The following is a 15,816-nucleotide window of genomic DNA, read 5'->3' as shown; positions in this document are numbered from 1 at the left end:
ATAAAAGTGCGAGCATATTAAAATGTGCTCGCACTTTTTTATTTTATTTCTATAGATAGAAAATCTTCTGCGATGGTGGTGTTAGGGAAAATCTCTCTTGCTTCTGATAATAGTTGTTCCATGTGTTCGGCTTGATATCTTGAGCTAATATGATTTAAAATCAGCAGTCCGACATTTGCTACTTGTGCAACTTCAGCAGCTTGCTTTGTAGTTGAATGAAAATATTGAGAGGCTAGTAATTCATCCGCGCCAGCAAACGTAGCCTCATGAATTAATACGTCTGCATTTTCAGAAAGCGTTATACTATTAGAGTGAAATCTAGTATCTCCTAGAATGGTAATGACTCTTCCCTTTTTCGGTGCACCTAAAAAGTCCGCTCCATTTATCATTCGGCCATCTTCTAATTGTATAGTAAGCCCAGCTTTTATCTGTTTTAACAAAGGACCTACAGGAATACAAGCCTCTTTTACCTTATCCATTAACAATGGACCTGGCATCTCTTTTTCTTCTATACGAAATCCGAAAGACGGAAGACCATGTTCTAACGGAGCAACTCGAACTACATACTCCTCGTCATCAAGCAGCATTCCTTCTTCCTCAAATTCATGAAAACTAATTTCGTATTTTAAATGCGTACCACTAACGCGCAGTGAAGTTTCAACAAACTCTTTAACTCCAAGTGGCCCATAAAGAGCTAAAGGTGTTTCTCCACCTTGAAACGACCTACTCCCGAGTAAACCAGGCAAGCCAAAAATATGATCGCCATGTAAATGAGTGATAAATATTTTTTCGATTCTTCGAGGTTTTAATGATGTATGTAAAATTTGATGTTGAGTGGCTTCACCACAATCAAACAGCCATATGGCACCGTCTTTATTTTCTAAATGTAAGGCAAGCGATGATACATTTCGATGTTTTGCTGGCACACCTGATCCTGTACCTAAAAAAGTAATTTTCAATCGTTTATCCTCCTATTGCTCCGTGAATCCCTTTCTTTAATAGTAATGAAGTTTTACCTATTTAGCAATGCGAACTGCTTTGTGTATTCCAATAAATATTGTAAGATAACAGTAACAAGTTTTTGGAGGGGATGGAATGAAAGATACAAAAGTAATTGTTTTTGACTTGGATGGTACATTATATGAAGATACACACCATTTTTCCTATTATGCAGAAAGACTAAAATCAAAATTACCTACTGAGGCTCAACTTCTATTTCAACAAGATTATGAAGATGTTTTAGCAGGAAAACATGCATTGAAGATGGGCAGAGTTTATGATGTACATAAAGACCGTATTTTAGTTCATGATGAAGGACATGTGTTAGAAGGTTATACGTGGGACGGAGAACGTATAGAGCAAGAAATAATTGTACAAGACTACCAAGAACCACTTGCCTTTGATTTCACAACAAAGTTAAGCATAGGTGATTTATGGTGGATACCTGTTTCCATTGCAGCTCATTACGGCATAACTCGTGAAGTGAGTTATGCGTGTTTCATGCAAACACGTGAACATATGATGACACCTGAGTTTGTGTTAGTTGCAAATACAGCATTTCACCACACGTTAAAATCTTTGACAAAAAATTATAAAGTTGTCTTAATGACCAATAGTCCGCAATCTGATAGTGATGTCATCATTGAGAAACTAGGTTTCACCTCTTATTTTGAACATAAAGTGTATGAAGCAAGCAAACCAATCCATACGAAGAAAAACCTAACCGAGATCGCAAATACATTTAATGTAACCCCTGAAGAAATGCTAAGTATTGGTGATAACTACATAAACGAGATTTTACCTGCCAAACAACTTGGTTGTAAAACAATTTATATTGACGCCCACCAATTAGGCGAAGCGAAAGCTGCCGATAAAACAGTTAAAAACTTAGATGAGTTAGCAAAAGTATTGAACGATCTTTTATTATAAATTATGTAGAAAGCAGAGCCGTTACAGCTCTGCTTTTTCTTATTTTCAATTGGTTCTTTGTCTTCTCATCCATTGTGTTGCAGCCCATTTATCTCCTTTAATGATGGGAGCCCCACCATGCAATGTTAATTCATTTAGCGTTTGATCATCATAGAAGTATTCAAAGTATACTGCCATCCCCTTCTTGGGCGAAACGGAAAAATTCAATTTAGGGAAATACGTTTCTCCCCCTTCTTCCACATCATTTAAATACATAACTATTGTACTGATTCGAGGGTTTTTAACTGGTTTGCTTGCAGAAGTAAAAAAATCAAAATGAGCCTTATATTCTTGTCCCATTTGATAATTTAAAATTTGTAAACCTTCTCCATGTTCATATGGGACATTCATAATTCGAGAAACCCTTTTCTCTATACGGGTAATTAAGTCGTTTTCTCCCTCTTGAAAAAACATACTACTGCTCGTACGGAGCTCCGCCTCTAATGAATCACGAAGTTTTGAACGTTGCATTCTATCTTTGGACAAACTAATAAGTTGGTCACATTCTTCCTCACTTAATACATTTCCTAATACTACTATTAAAGGTTCTTCCATTTTAGCAATAATATGTATATCTCTATCTTCCGTTTGTATCTTATAGCCTTTGTGGTTAAAAATAGTTTGTTCTTTCAAATTTATCAGCCTCTTTAACGTTTTTTTATCTGGATTGTACTTAATATTTCTAAGAAGTAATTACTACACTTTATTTTACTTGGTAGATACTAAAAATTCTATTAAAAATTTATTAAAAAATACTTGCAATAAGAACAAATGTTCCTTATAATAAAAATAGAACAAACGTTCTAAAATACTTTGAGGTGATAAATTATGAATACACTACTTAAAAAGTCTACATACGTACTATTGAAAATAACGGCAACAATAGGATTTGGAATCTTATTTTATTTTATTTTGACAAACAATATGGAACGCTCTTCTATTTTAGCTTTTAGTGTTTTAACTACCCTTTGTCTTTTATTTATTCCTGGATTAAAACAAAGCTTTACTACAGAGGAAGAAGAATATGGAAACAACTATTAATACAAAACATAACCAAAAACTAGAAGCTTTAATCATTGCTAAAAGATTAGTCGACCAAGGTGTTACTAACGACCTGGATACACTTTCTTCTGTAACAAGCTTATGCAAAGAAGAAATAGCTCACTATCTATTTAAAAACAAAAAAGCTAACCCTGAATAATTGGATTAGCTCATTTATTTCAAAAAATCTTTTTGAAAACTTGTTGTAATTTTTGCTTTACTTGGGGCATTTTTCACAACAACGCCTTTTTGTATGACATTTTGCCCAAATTTCTCCTTTAACTTATCAATTGTTTTTAACAATGGCTCATCTTTTGCATCTTCTTGGAACGAGAAAATATCTAATTGCTTCGTTGAGGATTGTTTATCTGTTAAGTCTTGTGCGGTAACTCCTAACAGTCGAATAGGCTCACCGTTCCAGTGTTTTTTCAGCAAAAACAATGCAGCTTGAAGTATGGCATCTTCTTTACTAACCGGATTTTCTAACAATCTACTTCGGTTTACTGTTTTACGATTGCCATAACGAATCGTTAACTGAATATTATTACTTACTACATTTTTTCTTTTCATTTTTTCTGCCACGGAGTTAGAGAGACTTTGAAGGACAGAATGTAACTCTCGCTCATTATCACTATCTTCTTTTAACGTAGTAGAGTTACCAATACTTTTAAAATCATCTACTGAATCTGGATCAACAGGTCGGTTATCCGCCCCATTTGCTTTATTAATAAGTCTCTCACCGTTTATTCCTAATAGTTGCTTCACTTGATACAAGTCTGCATTTGCTAAATCTTTAATTGTTTTTATTCCGATTCCCATTAGTTTTTCCGCTGTTTTATTTCCTACACCGTGCATTTCACCAACTGGCAATGGCCAGAGGATAGTAGGAATTTCTCTTTTTCGTAAAATTGTAATTCCTAACGGTTTTTTCATATTGGACGCCATTTTTGCTAAAAATTTATTCGGTGCAATACCTATACTACATGGTAGCATTAACTCTTCTACTAGACGCTTTTGTATTTCCTCTGCCAGCTTAATCGCTTGCTTAGAATATTCGGTATCTGTAATATCTATATATCCTTCATCTATAGAAACTGGTTCAACCATATCCGAATAGTTTCGAAGTAAATCAAACATTGCCATGGAGCTGGCACGATACCGTTCAAAGTTTGGCTTACGTAAAATAAGACCTGGACATTTTTTCTTTGCTTCCCATATCGGCATTGTCGTTTTCACACCGAATGCACGAGCTTCATAACTACATGTAATAATTATCCCTTTTCTCTCTTCTATGTTTCCAGCAACAGCAACGGGCTTACCTCGTAAGGAAGGATCATGAGCCATTTCAACCGATGCATAAAAACTATTCATATCCACATGGAAAATAATTCTTGCTTTACTAGTTTCTCTGGCCATGCCACTTCCTCCATTCGAAAATAATTATTTATATTATACAATAAAAAAAATGCACCTTGTCCATGATACATAAACAAGGTGTACTTTTTAAATATGATTAAACTTCTTGCTCTACAAGTGCATCTTTTATTTGCGACACATTTGTAAAAGTAGATACCATTTCCGTAGGCTCAACGATCGAGATTAATTTATTTGGTAATTGAGCGATGCCTTTCAAATATGGTGTCGCTGTTAAAATAGATAATAGTTTCATATTTTCTGCAGGCACATCTATAATTTCTTTAGCATCTTCCACTAAAAATGAAGCAGCAAACGCTTCTGTTTCAACAACTATCAATCTAGCTTTCTCATTTTTTTCAGTCACTGTCTGAAATAACATATGCTTCATATCGAAGACAGGAATTAACTCATTTCGTACTTTTGTAATACCTAACACATAATTCGGCAAGTGTGGCACAGGGTGTATGGGTAACACTTTTTCAATGGAAATGACAAACTTTACATCAATCCCATATGTTTCACCATTCGTCTCAAAGGTTACTAATTTTAATGCTTCCATCTAATGAACCCCCTAAAATCAACAATCTGTATTTAAAAGAAGCTTGGCTTTTCAGTTACCAAGCTTCTTAAGTAAACTATATTATTTTGCTACTTCTTTCATAATAGAAACAACTAGTTCTGTTGTTTTCACTAACTCTTCAATTGGCATTCTTTCATTAGTAGTGTGAATTTCTTCATATCCCACTGCTAAGTTAACAGTTGGTACACCAAATCCTGCGATAACATTAGCATCACTACCACCACCACTTTTTTGTAGTGCTGGTGTACGACCGATTGCAGATACCGCACGTTTAGCAACTTCTACAACATGGTCACCCTCACCATACTTAAAACCAGGGTACATGATTTCTACGTCAACTTCTGCTCTACCGCCATTTTCAGATGCAGCTGTTTCAAAAGCTGTTTTCATTTTTTCGACTTGTGCTTCCATCTTTTCAGGCAGTAATGAGCGAGCTTCTGCTAAAATATCTACACGATCACAAACGATATTTGTTGGTCCGCCACCTTCGAATCGACCGATATTAGCAGTAGTTTCTTCATCAATTCTTCCAAGAGGCATTTTCGAAATAGCTTTTGCAGCTAAAGTTATTGCAGAAACACCTTTTTCTGGAGCAACACCTGCATGAGCTGTTTTACCATAAATAGTCGCTTTTACTTTTGCTTGTGTTGGAGCAGCAACGATAATGTTACCTACTTTTCCATCACTATCTAACGCGAAACCGTAAGATGCTTTTACTAAACTTGGGTCTAATACTTTCGCTCCTACAAGACCGGATTCTTCTCCAACTGTGATAATGAATTGAATCGTTCCATGCTCTATATTATTTTCTTTTAATACTCTAATTGCTTCAAACATTGCTGCAATACCAGCTTTGTCATCTGCACCTAAAATAGTCGTTCCATCCGTTATTACATACCCGTTTTCAATGGAAGGTTTGATACCTTTTCCAGGTATAACTGTGTCCATATGAGCAGTAAAGTAGATAGTGTCTACTCCTTCTTTTGTTCCTGGTAATGTACAAACTAAGTTTCCTGCACCATGACCAGTTTGCTCCATTGTGTCATCTTCAAAAACTTCTACACCTAGTGTAGAGAATTTATCTTTTAACACTTTACAAATTTCTGCTTCGAATCTTGTTTCGGAATCTACTTGAACTAGCTCTAAAAATTCTTCTACTAAGCGTTCTTGATTAATCATTATGTATTTCCTCCTAATTACTTATAACTATATGTCACATTATATCTTATTTTCACGATTGTAGGAAATATTGACTGTTTAAAATGAACTTTCTGAACAACTTAGTCGTGAAAATAAAAACGTGCCGGTTGTATGAGCGCTTTCCGCAGGGGAGGCGGTCATACAACCGGCAGTTGAATATATATAAATATAATTTCATTTTCCTTATATTATTAAAGATGAATACTTCAATAACAGAACTTATAAAGGGATGTTTCCGTGTTTCTTGTAAGGCCGGGTTTCTTTTTTGTTACGAAGCATTTCTAATGATTGAATTAATTTAATACGAGTTTCTCTTGGATCAATAACGTCATCAACCATACCTTGACTAGCGGCAACATATGGATTTGCAAATTTTTCACGGTACTCTTCTATCTTTTGTGCTCTTGTTTCTTCCGGGTTTTCACTCTCGTTAATTTCTCTAGCAAAAATAATATTTGCTGCACCTTGAGGACCCATTACCGCAATCTCAGCGTTTGGCCATGCGTACACTAAATCAGCACCAATTGATTTACTGTTTAATGCCACGTATGCTCCACCATAAGCCTTGCGTAAAATGACTGTTAATTTAGGCACCGTTGCTTCTGAATATGCATACAAAATTTTCGCCCCGTGACGAATAATTCCACCGTGCTCTTGTTTTACACCTGGGAAAAAGCCAGTCACATCTTCAAAAGTAATAATTGGAATGTTGAATGAATCGCAGAAACGGATAAAACGTGCCGCTTTATCTGATGAATCAATATCAAGGCCACCAGCCATCACTTTCGGCTGGTTACACACAAGTCCTACCACTTCACCTTTAATTCTGGCTAATCCTATCACGATATTTTTCGCAAAGTCTTTTTGAACTTCCATAAATGAACCTTCATCCACCACTTGATTAATGACTATTCGAACGTCATACGGTCTTATTGCATCGAAAGGAATTGCATCGGCAAGATCTGCTCGATAGTCGTCTCCTTCTTCACAAGAAATGCGATCAGGCTTTTGCTCATTATTTTGTGGCAAGTAGCTTAGCAACTTACGAACTTGTGCTAATACTTCTTCTTCTGTTTTTCCGGAAAAATGTGCATTACCACTAATGGAGTTATGAACTTTTGCGCCACCTAGATCATCCGAGCTTATTTTTTCGCCTGTAACAGTCTCAATAACTTTTGGTCCAGTAATAAACATTTGACTTGTTTCTTCCACCATGAACACAAAGTCTGTTATGGCTGGAGAGTAAACAGCACCACCCGCACATGGGCCCATAATGACAGAAATTTGTGGTACTACACCGGAATAAATAGAGTTTCGATAAAAAATATGGCCGTAACCATCTAAAGAGAGAACTCCTTCTTGAATTCTTGCTCCTCCAGAGTCATTCAGACCAACGATTGGAGTGCCATTTTTAGCAGCTAGATCCATCACATTGGCAATTTTTTTCGCATGCATTTCTCCGAGTGCTCCCCCGAACACGGTGAAATCTTGCGAAAACAAGTAAATTGGTTTTCCATTAACTTTTCCAAAGCCAGTTACTACTCCATCTCCAGGACCTTTTTTGTTATGTAGGCCGAAGTCATGACAGCGGTGCTCAATAAATGGGTTTAATTCTACGAATGTCCCTTCATCAACTAACAATTCGATACGTTCTCTTGCTGTCAATTTTCCTTTTTCGTGCTGCTTTTCGATTCGGTCATCGCCTCCACCTAACTCTACTTCACGACGGCGATCGTACAATTCATTAATTTTTTCATATATATCAATTGTCATTGTTACTACCCCTCTTTTCACATAGTTCGTATAACACACCAGATGCGGCTTTTGGATGTAAAAAGGCTATGTTAGCTCCACCTGCACCTATTCTTGATGACGTATCTATCATTGGAATACCATTGTCTACAAATTCTTGTATTCTTCCTTCGATATCATCTACAGCTAGTGCAATATGATGAATGCCTTCGCCTCGCTTTTCAATGAACTTTGCAACTGGGCTATTCAATGAAGTTGGCTCTAGCAATTCTATTTTACAGTTGCCTGCCTTGATAAAAGCTACCCTAACTCGTTGCGCTGGAACAATTTCTACTGCTTCAAAGGATAACTTCAACACCTCTGTGTAAAAAGGCAAGGCATCTTCAATGGATTTTACTGCAATTCCTATATGATCTACTTTGTTAATCATCCCTAGTTCCCCCTTTGTTGACTTAGCTTACAACTATTTCGACATTGTTCGTGCATAATCCTTCCTCTAAATCTAGTAAAGTCCACTTGAGAAGTTTTTTCATTCAAGGTACAATAGAGACAGAATATTGAACGAGGAGTGATGATAGATGCATAACCGAAAATTCCAGAAGATTGTAGTTTATTTAATGATTGGTGTTATGATAATCACAACGTTATTTGCAGGCGCAGCAGCGTTTTTCTAAAATATAAAGAGAAGAGTCCAGCAATCTTTTGCTGGACTTTTTTATTTTATAATGCCTTTCTCTCTACTTAACTGTTCAAAAGATTTATCGCTTTTGAGGATCCAAATTTTTGTTCCGATTGGAACTTTCCCGTACAAATTCTCCACGTTCTCATTGTTTAACCGTATGCATCCTTGTGTAACGTAGTTTCCTATGGAATCTGGACTGTTTGTTCCGTGCACACCATATGTTCGTCCGTCTGTTTCTTCGGCATCAAAGCCAATCCACCTAGTTCCTAAAGGGTTTTTCGGATCGCCACCTTTAATGTCAGTTCTTCGATAATAAGGGTCTTTCGCTTTTACGATAATGTTAAATTCCCCTTCTGGTGTTAATTCTTCTGATTTTCCTGTTGCAACGAAATGAATCTCTTTTATTTCTTCCTCATAAATAAATGCAAGCTCGTTTGTTTGTTTATTCACGATTATATATGGATCACCAGGTAACGGATTGGGTCCTAGTGGCCATAATGGAGATGTTACGAGTGCAACGATGATAGCATAAATAATGACCAAGAATATCACCTCTACAATCGGCTTTATCAATCAGCCTTTTGACTCTTAGTGTAATTCATTGGCCCGAATTCATGCATTATATTGTTTTAAGCCACCTTTGAAATCACATTTAATAATCAAATATTGTTCTAATTCTTTTACTAAATGACGAAGTGAGGCGCGTGCTTCAAACTCAATTCTCGTTTCTGGTAGTGGCATTCCTTGAAAAATTTCCGTCATTTCTCTCAAGTTATTTAGATGTACAATTGCTGTGTTACCTGGATGGACTGATTCTGCTAACTGTTCTAAAAACTCAGCAACAATTGCTGCTTGCTCCACATTCATTTCAATGGAAGCAACGATTGGTACCATTCTTTCCATCACATCTAATTGTCTTTCTCTCATTTTAAAATAGTGGTAGAAACTATTTTCATTTCGGCGTAAATGATTTTCAACGTCTCTAAAAGCTAAGCTTTTTGCTTTATGCAAAATGGATGCAGTCTCCGTCAATTCTTTTCCATCCCAGGCAGTATCTCCTTGACGTAAAAACTGGGCAAGTTGTAACAAGATTTGTTGGAAGTTGCTCTCAATTTCGAGTTGGTATGTTTTTAATTCTTTTTCAACGCTCGGCATGTAAATATTCATGATAAGCGCAATACCAATACCAATCGTAATAATACCTAATTCGTTTAGCACTAAACTAAACGTATAATCTTTAACTGAATATACATGCAAAAGAATAACGGAACTAGTTGCAATTCCTTCTGTTATTTTCAACATAACGGTTACTGGAATAAAGAATAGTAATAAAAGTCCAATTGCGACTGGATGGTAACCAATTGTTTCAAAAAACAGGAAAGCAAAAACTAAGCTTAGTATACAAGCTGCAAACCTTGAGCTTGCACTATGCAATGACTTTTTCTTTGTGTTTTGGATACATAAAATGGCGATAATTCCCGCTGATACATAAAACTCTAAGCCGAAAAACTGGGCGATGAATATGGCTAGTGTGGTACCTAGTGCAGTCTTAGCAGTCCTGTAGCCAATTTTAAACTTTTTCATAAAAATGTCCTCTCCTACTTTTCTGATAACATTATATAGGAAAACGGAAAAATCAACTAACTTTTACTTATAAGAATGTGCTTTTTATAATGTATGACTACTATTCGAAATACTATTATGAAATTTTTACATAGAGAAAGCACTGACCCATTTGCCAGTGCCTATCCTCTTATTCGTTTAACATTTCTTCAAACTCATCTAGAAGCTGTTCAAATCTCTTCATCGTTTGGACAATTGGCTTCTTGTTACTCATGTCAACGCCAGCGTCTTTCAATATGTCTACTGGTGGCTTGCTTCCCCCAGCTGCTAAAAGATTATCAGAAATTCTTGTTCTAGCATCTTCGCCTTCTTCTTTTAACTGCTCAGCCAGGGCAGCAGAAGCTGCAAAGCTTGTAGCGTATTGATAGGTGTAAAAACTTGAATGGAAAAAGTGTGGCACACGCGCCCATTCCATTGCCACTCTTTCATCCATTTTCACATCTTTTCCGAAATACTTTTCCACTAGTGAAAAATAAATATCTTTAATCGCTTCTGCATGAAGGGATTCTCCATTTTGTAATGTTTCGTGTATTTCTTTTTCAAACTCTGCAAATTGGGTTTGGCGGAACAATGTCACACGGAAATCTTCTAAATAACGGTACATCGCTTGGAGCTTTTCTTCTTTTGACTTTGCTTCGTTAATCCACTTTTGATGTAATAGATGTTCGTTTAAAGTAGAAGCAACTTCCGCTGTAAAAGTAACGTATCTAGCATTATGATATGGCTGACTTTTATTGGATTGATAAGAATGTAAGGCATGTCCTAGCTCATGTGCTAATGTCATAACATCTTGATGTGATCCTTGATAATTAATTAGAATACTTGGGTCTCCATCATAAAAGGAAAGCTGATATCCACCAGTTGCCTTACCCTTTGTTGTAAATACATCAATCCAATTGTTATCAAACGCATATTCAATTTTTTTCGTATATTCTTCTCCTAAAGGATCTAATCCATCTTTTACGAGTTTTCTGGCTTCCTCAATTGGTACTTCAGCTTCTCTAACTGTCGTTTTTGGTGGTGCACCTAAATCATAAACATACATTTCATCTAGTCCCGTATATTTCTGTTTTAACAATAAATATCGATGAAATAATGGTAAATAATCGTTTACTGTATTAATTAGTTCTGTATATACTTTTGGATCAATGTCTTTAGAAACCAAACTCGCTTCTAATGCACTATCGTATTTTTTTGTTGTAGCAAAAAAGTTATTAGCCTTTACAATGTTCGCCAAAATCGTAGCAAAACTATCTTGATACTTTCCTAACGTATCATAATAAGATGTAAATGCCGCCAGCCTTAATTCACGATCATCACTAGACATATACACGTTATACATCTGTGGAGTTAAGTAGTACTCCTCTTCTTTTACTTTAAAAGATGGTAACTGCAAATCTTTTGACATCATAGTAAAAATCTCACTCGGAGCATGTAAAAAAGGCATTGTTTGAATTAAAATATCTTCTACTTCTTTCGGAAGTGAATGATCTTTTTCTTCGTACACTTCTTTTAAATAGTATGTGTATGGTTGAAGTAGGTTTGACGAGATTAACTTCTTCCACTCTTTCTTAGGAATTGCTTGTATTTCATTAGAAAACCAGTTTGTTCTTTCTACTACATAAACAGAAACCGCATCTAATTCATTCGATCTTTGTTGCGCTGTTGGGTCACTCATATTTACGTCAAAAGATAGCCGTGCATAAACATATACTTTTTCAAATAGACGATATAGCTGAAAATATTCTTGAAGAAGTGACTCTAAATGGTCATCTAAATTTATTGCTTTTTCTTTCTTAGAAAAAGTGTCCGCTAGCTTTTTTAGCTTTTTTACATCTTTTTGAAATGATGCCTCGTCTTTATAAAGTTTTGTTAAGTTCCATTTATATTGAACTGGTATTTCATCACGTGTTGAGTACTGTTCTAACGCGTATGTTGAACTTATATTCATATAAAATAGAAGTGTAGAAATGGAAAGGATAACGATTAGTTTTAGGCTTGTTTTTTTCATGTATTACATCTCCCCCTTAAGAAAAAGTAGTAATACATAGTTTTCGTTTTCCATGTTTTTCTATACTAGGAATATTAAATTTTACAACTATTTTCAAAACCGCTGTTGATTTCCGTGCAAGGCTTCGCTTTCCGCGGGCTTGTCTAGTTTCAGCGGCTAGCTCCTCGAGTCATAAGACATTGTCGCCTTGAGGGTAAAAAGCGCCCTCAATTCGCCCCTGCCTTATGCTTGTAGGAGCTGAACGAGCCGCTTCAAACATTTCGTTGCGCCGGGAGCCTCCTCGTCGCAACGCTCCTGCGGGGTCTCCCGCTCCCCGCTTCTCCCGCAGGAGTCTACTGCTTGTGTGGAAATCCACCGCTAGGTTACAACTAAAAACTAAAATATATATTTTAGACCTTGAAAATAAAAAACGCATGATACAAGTATGTATCACACGTTTGTTCTTTTATAGCATTTTTTCTAGGAATACTTTTGCTCTTTCTGATTTTGGTGATGTGAAGAATTCTGCTGGTGGGGCGTCTTCTACGAGCATGCCGTTGTCTAAGAATAATACTCTGTCTGCTACTTCACGTGCGAAGCCCATTTCGTGTGTTACGATTGCCATAGTCATACCAGTTTGAACTAAACTTTTCATCACTTCTAGCACTTCTTTTACCATTTCTGGGTCAAGAGCGGAAGTTGGTTCATCAAATAACATTACTTCTGGATCCATCGCTAAAGCTCTCGCGATTGCCACACGTTGTTTTTGTCCACCAGATAAGCGGTTTGGGTATTCTAATACTTTTTCAGCTAAGCCAACTTGATTTAATAATTTTTTTGCTTTTTCATCTGCTTCCGCTTTTGATAGACCTTTTACGAAAGTTGGAGCGTACGTTAAGTTTTCCAACACCGTTTTATGTGGAAAAAGGTGAAAATGCTGAAACACCATCCCAACTTTTTGGCGGATTTTCATAATGTTTGCTTTTGACGAAGTCATTTCTTCACCTAACACATTAATGCTACCTGATGTTGGTGTTTCTAGTAAGTTGATACAACGCAAGAAAGTGGATTTACCAGAGCCAGACGGACCAATAATCGCCACAACTTCCCCTTTTTTAATTTCAGTTGAAATACCTTTTAATACTTCTAATTTACCAAACGATTTATTTAAGTTTTCTACCTTAATCACTTTTACGTAATCTCCTCTCTAACCACTTACCGAAGAGTGTTAAAATCATCACTAATACATAGTAGATTGCACCCGCAAATAGTAATGCTTCTACATTTAAGAATGTGTTTGCCCCTACTACCATCGCACGTCTCATAATATCAGCTAGTCCAATGATCGTTACGACCGCAGACTCTTTTGTTAATGTAATGTATTCATTCACTAATGCAGGCAAAATGTTTTTTAATGCTTGCGGTAAAATGATATCTTTCATCATTTGACGATACGGTACACCAAGTGCCATTGCCGCTTCTTTTTGACCTTTATCGACAGCATTTATCCCTGCTCTAATGACTTCGGATATGTATGCACCAGAGTTAAAACCAAATGCCAAAACGGCTGCAACTACGGGAGTTAATACGATATCAAACATTTGTGGGAATCCGTAATATATAATTGTTAATTGTAAAACAAGAGGCGTACCACGGAAAATGGATGTATATGCATCTGCTATCCAAGATAACACTTTTACTCGTCCAATTTTACAAAGAGCAAGAAGGGTTCCGATAATAAATCCAAGTATTCCAGCCATGGTCACTACTTGAAGTGTAATACCAAGCCCTTTTAATATATATGGTATTGAATCTACAATTCCAGCAAAATTCAAGTGAATCGTTCCTTTCCTATTCAGCTATTTCTTACTTAAACAAAGAAATTTAGTTCTTTGTTTAAGTAAGAAATGAAAAGAGGAGTTAGCCCCCTCTTTTCATTCTTCATGTTGATTATCGTCTTTCTATTACTCTTCTCCGTCACCAAACCATTTAAGAACAAGCTTCTCAAGTTCCCCGTTTTCTTTCATTTCATTTAAAACACGGTTGAACTCAGCAGTTAATGGGCTATCTTTCGGAAGGGCAATGGCAGAACCGCCTTCGTCTGTATCAAGGATGAATCCAGTTAAATCTTTTTCTTTTTCTAAGTAGCCTTTCATCACTGTATCTTCGATGATTACTGCATCAACACGGCCGATTTTCACTTCAGAGATTAAGTGTGGAATTCTGTCGCGCGTTTCAATTTTTACATCAATTTCTTCTGCGATTGCTTCTGCTTCTTCTTGTTGAATAGAACCAAGTTGAACACCGATCGTTTTACCAGCTAAATCTTCAATGCTATTAATATTGCTATCTTTCTTTGTAACAATCATATGGTTAGCTAAGAAATAAATATCTGTAAAATCAGCTTCTTTTAAACGCTCTTCTGTTGGCGTCATTCCAGCTAATATGAAATCAATTTGATTAGACTTCATTGCTGTTATTAAACTACCAAAATCAATATCCTCAATAACAATCTCATAACCTAGTTCTTTTGTAATTGCTTTCGCTAAGTCTATGTCAAAACCGATGATCTCGTCGCCATTTGCTGTGTCAATAAACTCAAACGGTGGGTAATCCGCTGAAGTACCCATTTTCAATACTTTCTTTTCTTCTCCACCTGTGTTAGGTGTATTCGTTCCACATGCTGCTAAAACTAAACTTAAGATTGACATTACTATAAACAATTTCATCCACTTTTTCATTTTCGTTCCCCCTAATTTTTATACATCTTCATGAATATTAATTCGATATTATGTATTCTATCACAGATGAATTTTTATACAATACTATTTTTAAATATAATTTAAGTTATAAAATTCTGAATTTTTAGTAAAGGTTTTTATGCAATCAACTAATATTATTCTACTTTTAGGAGCTTATTCCTTTTTTGGAAAGAAAAAAGAGAAGCTTTTATAGCCTCTCTTCCAGTTGTTTTTATACTTCTTCACAATACTCGTCGAAGTAACCTTGTAATTTAGAAATAACAGACATTGGTGAATGTCCTTCAATTTCGTGACGCTCCACCATTGTTAAGATCTTTCCATCTTTTAATATAGCAAATGATGGAGAGGAAGGTGGATAGCCTTCGAAATATTCACGTGCTTTTTCTGTTGCTTCTTTATCTTGTCCAGCAAAAACGGTTACTAAATAATTTGGTCGCTTATCATAATGAACCGCATGAGCAGCAGAAGGTCTAGCAATTCCGCCAGCACATCCACATACTGAGTTTACTAATACTAATGTTACACCTTTACGTGCGAATGCTTCTTCCACATCTTCTGGTGTGCGTAAGTGCTCATAACCAGCATTGTCCATATCTGCTCGTGCTTGTTGAACGACATCGTTCATAAACATATTAAAATCTATATTCATATTGTGTTTCACCTCATTTTTTTCTATATGTATATCATACCAATAATAATAATAAAATTACAATTAAATGAATGTGTTTCTTCAAGTTTTCTCTGATTTACCGTTCCTTTCCGCTACAGGAACCTGCTTTCCGCGGGGAGCTTAGTGGAAGGT

Annotated in this window: 18 protein-coding genes; 4 read left to right on the top strand and 14 right to left on the bottom strand. The window is 36.0% G+C overall.

Annotation, left to right across the window (positions count from 1 at the left end; all coding sequences use genetic code 11):
• Nucleotides 1–38: 38 nt before the first annotated feature.
• Nucleotides 39–959, bottom strand: coding sequence for a ribonuclease Z (gene rnz, locus CDZ89_RS07465; RefSeq protein WP_100333439.1), 921 nt, complete (start codon nucleotides 957–959; stop codon nucleotides 39–41).
• A 136-nt stretch (nucleotides 960–1,095) separates the two neighbouring features.
• Here rnz and CDZ89_RS07460 point away from each other — a divergent pair, with 136 nt between their 5' ends.
• Nucleotides 1,096–1,929: an HAD family hydrolase gene (locus CDZ89_RS07460; protein ID WP_096153514.1), complete on the top strand. Its 834-nt coding sequence runs from the start codon at nucleotides 1,096–1,098 to the stop codon at nucleotides 1,927–1,929.
• Between the two features lie 45 nt (nucleotides 1,930–1,974).
• Here the strand turns inward: CDZ89_RS07460 and CDZ89_RS07455 are convergent, their stop codons facing one another.
• Complete coding sequence (locus tag CDZ89_RS07455; protein WP_227521573.1) at nucleotides 1,975–2,610, bottom strand: 2OG-Fe(II) oxygenase; 636 nt, start codon at nucleotides 2,608–2,610, stop codon at nucleotides 1,975–1,977.
• Between the two features lie 186 nt (nucleotides 2,611–2,796).
• Between CDZ89_RS07455 and CDZ89_RS07450 the strand changes: the two genes are divergently transcribed.
• Nucleotides 2,797–3,009 (top strand): hypothetical protein, encoded by a 213-nt coding sequence (locus CDZ89_RS07450; protein WP_096153513.1) that lies wholly within the window; start codon nucleotides 2,797–2,799, stop codon nucleotides 3,007–3,009.
• Nucleotides 2,993–3,169: a hypothetical protein gene (locus CDZ89_RS19600; protein WP_157842695.1), complete on the top strand. Its 177-nt coding sequence runs from the start codon at nucleotides 2,993–2,995 to the stop codon at nucleotides 3,167–3,169. The genes CDZ89_RS07450 and CDZ89_RS19600 overlap by 17 nt, the downstream gene beginning before the upstream one ends.
• A gap of 14 nt (nucleotides 3,170–3,183) precedes the next feature.
• Here CDZ89_RS19600 and CDZ89_RS07445 read toward each other — a convergent pair whose 3' ends face one another.
• The 5 genes from CDZ89_RS07445 to mce form a co-directional block, all read right to left on the bottom strand.
• Nucleotides 3,184–4,425, bottom strand: coding sequence for a DNA polymerase IV (locus CDZ89_RS07445; protein ID WP_096153512.1), 1,242 nt, complete (start codon nucleotides 4,423–4,425; stop codon nucleotides 3,184–3,186).
• A gap of 97 nt (nucleotides 4,426–4,522) precedes the next feature.
• The gene (locus CDZ89_RS07440) at nucleotides 4,523–4,984 is read right to left on the bottom strand and encodes a chemotaxis protein CheW (RefSeq protein WP_096153511.1); all 462 of its coding nucleotides are present in this window, start codon (nucleotides 4,982–4,984) and stop codon (nucleotides 4,523–4,525) included.
• An 81-nt stretch (nucleotides 4,985–5,065) separates the two neighbouring features.
• Nucleotides 5,066–6,184, bottom strand: a complete 1,119-nt coding sequence (locus CDZ89_RS07435; RefSeq protein ID WP_096153510.1) for a tripeptidase T — start codon at nucleotides 6,182–6,184, stop codon at nucleotides 5,066–5,068.
• Between the two features lie 240 nt (nucleotides 6,185–6,424).
• Nucleotides 6,425–7,978, bottom strand: coding sequence for an acyl-CoA carboxylase subunit beta (locus CDZ89_RS07430; RefSeq protein WP_227521458.1), 1,554 nt, complete (start codon nucleotides 7,976–7,978; stop codon nucleotides 6,425–6,427).
• On the bottom strand, nucleotides 7,968–8,387 hold the full coding sequence (mce, locus tag CDZ89_RS07425) for a methylmalonyl-CoA epimerase (RefSeq protein ID WP_096153509.1): 420 nt from the start codon (nucleotides 8,385–8,387) through the stop codon (nucleotides 7,968–7,970). The genes CDZ89_RS07430 and mce overlap by 11 nt, the downstream gene beginning before the upstream one ends.
• Nucleotides 8,388–8,535: 148 nt before the next feature.
• Between mce and prli42 the strand changes: the two genes are divergently transcribed.
• Nucleotides 8,536–8,631, top strand: coding sequence for a stressosome-associated protein Prli42 (gene prli42 / locus CDZ89_RS19595; RefSeq protein ID WP_157842694.1), 96 nt, complete (start codon nucleotides 8,536–8,538; stop codon nucleotides 8,629–8,631).
• 41 nt (nucleotides 8,632–8,672) lie between these two features.
• Here the strand turns inward: prli42 and CDZ89_RS07420 are convergent, their stop codons facing one another.
• The 7 genes from CDZ89_RS07420 to CDZ89_RS07390 all read right to left on the bottom strand — a co-directional run bounded on the left by CDZ89_RS07420 (nucleotide 8,673) and on the right by CDZ89_RS07390 (nucleotide 15,663).
• Nucleotides 8,673–9,182 (bottom strand): L,D-transpeptidase, encoded by a 510-nt coding sequence (locus CDZ89_RS07420; RefSeq protein ID WP_096153508.1) that lies wholly within the window; start codon nucleotides 9,180–9,182, stop codon nucleotides 8,673–8,675.
• A 69-nt stretch (nucleotides 9,183–9,251) separates the two neighbouring features.
• Nucleotides 9,252–10,223, bottom strand: coding sequence for an aromatic acid exporter family protein (locus CDZ89_RS07415; protein ID WP_100333438.1), 972 nt, complete (start codon nucleotides 10,221–10,223; stop codon nucleotides 9,252–9,254).
• 169 nt (nucleotides 10,224–10,392) lie between these two features.
• Complete coding sequence (gene pepF / locus CDZ89_RS07410; RefSeq protein WP_096153506.1) at nucleotides 10,393–12,273, bottom strand: oligoendopeptidase F; 1,881 nt, start codon at nucleotides 12,271–12,273, stop codon at nucleotides 10,393–10,395.
• Nucleotides 12,274–12,718: 445 nt separating this feature from the next.
• Complete coding sequence (locus CDZ89_RS07405) at nucleotides 12,719–13,441, bottom strand: amino acid ABC transporter ATP-binding protein (RefSeq protein ID WP_096153505.1); 723 nt, start codon at nucleotides 13,439–13,441, stop codon at nucleotides 12,719–12,721.
• Nucleotides 13,434–14,093 carry an amino acid ABC transporter permease gene (locus CDZ89_RS07400; protein WP_096153504.1) on the bottom strand — a complete coding sequence of 220 codons (660 nt, stop codon included), beginning with the start codon at nucleotides 14,091–14,093 and terminating at the stop codon, nucleotides 13,434–13,436. The genes CDZ89_RS07405 and CDZ89_RS07400 overlap by 8 nt, the downstream gene beginning before the upstream one ends.
• 123 nt (nucleotides 14,094–14,216) lie before the next feature.
• Nucleotides 14,217–14,993 carry a transporter substrate-binding domain-containing protein gene (locus tag CDZ89_RS07395; protein WP_096153503.1) on the bottom strand — a complete coding sequence of 259 codons (777 nt, stop codon included), beginning with the start codon at nucleotides 14,991–14,993 and terminating at the stop codon, nucleotides 14,217–14,219.
• 232 nt (nucleotides 14,994–15,225) lie between these two features.
• Nucleotides 15,226–15,663, bottom strand: coding sequence for a BrxA/BrxB family bacilliredoxin (locus CDZ89_RS07390; protein WP_096153502.1), 438 nt, complete (start codon nucleotides 15,661–15,663; stop codon nucleotides 15,226–15,228).
• Nucleotides 15,664–15,816 lie beyond the last annotated feature (153 nt).

Source organism: Bacillus alkalisoli, from assembly GCF_002797415.1.
In the GTDB taxonomy this organism is placed as follows: domain Bacteria; phylum Bacillota; class Bacilli; order Bacillales; family Bacillaceae_I; genus Bacillus_CD; species Bacillus_CD alkalisoli.
The sequence above is the reverse complement of the archived record's forward strand: the minus strand, read 5'-3'. Positions and strand labels throughout refer to the sequence as shown.

Coding starts and splice junctions, on each gene's coding strand:
- CDZ89_RS07460 (WP_096153514.1), top strand. CDS start 1,096: ATGAAAGATACAAAAGTAATTGTTTTTGACTTGGATGGTACATTATAT.
- CDZ89_RS07450 (WP_096153513.1), top strand. CDS start 2,797: ATGAATACACTACTTAAAAAGTCTACATACGTACTATTGAAAATAACG.
- CDZ89_RS19600 (WP_157842695.1), top strand. CDS start 2,993: ATGGAAACAACTATTAATACAAAACATAACCAAAAACTAGAAGCTTTA.
- CDZ89_RS07445 (WP_096153512.1), bottom strand. CDS start 4,425: ATGGCCAGAGAAACTAGTAAAGCAAGAATTATTTTCCATGTGGATATG.
- CDZ89_RS07440 (WP_096153511.1), bottom strand. CDS start 4,984: ATGGAAGCATTAAAATTAGTAACCTTTGAGACGAATGGTGAAACATAT.
- CDZ89_RS07435 (WP_096153510.1), bottom strand. CDS start 6,184: ATGATTAATCAAGAACGCTTAGTAGAAGAATTTTTAGAGCTAGTTCAA.
- CDZ89_RS07430 (WP_227521458.1), bottom strand. CDS start 7,978: ATGACAATTGATATATATGAAAAAATTAATGAATTGTACGATCGCCGT.
- mce (WP_096153509.1), bottom strand. CDS start 8,387: ATGATTAACAAAGTAGATCATATAGGAATTGCAGTAAAATCCATTGAA.
- prli42 (WP_157842694.1), top strand. CDS start 8,536: ATGCATAACCGAAAATTCCAGAAGATTGTAGTTTATTTAATGATTGGT.
- CDZ89_RS07415 (WP_100333438.1), bottom strand. CDS start 10,223: ATGAAAAAGTTTAAAATTGGCTACAGGACTGCTAAGACTGCACTAGGT.
- pepF (WP_096153506.1), bottom strand. CDS start 12,273: ATGAAAAAAACAAGCCTAAAACTAATCGTTATCCTTTCCATTTCTACA.
- CDZ89_RS07395 (WP_096153503.1), bottom strand. CDS start 14,993: ATGAAAAAGTGGATGAAATTGTTTATAGTAATGTCAATCTTAAGTTTA.
- CDZ89_RS07390 (WP_096153502.1), bottom strand. CDS start 15,663: ATGAATATAGATTTTAATATGTTTATGAACGATGTCGTTCAACAAGCA.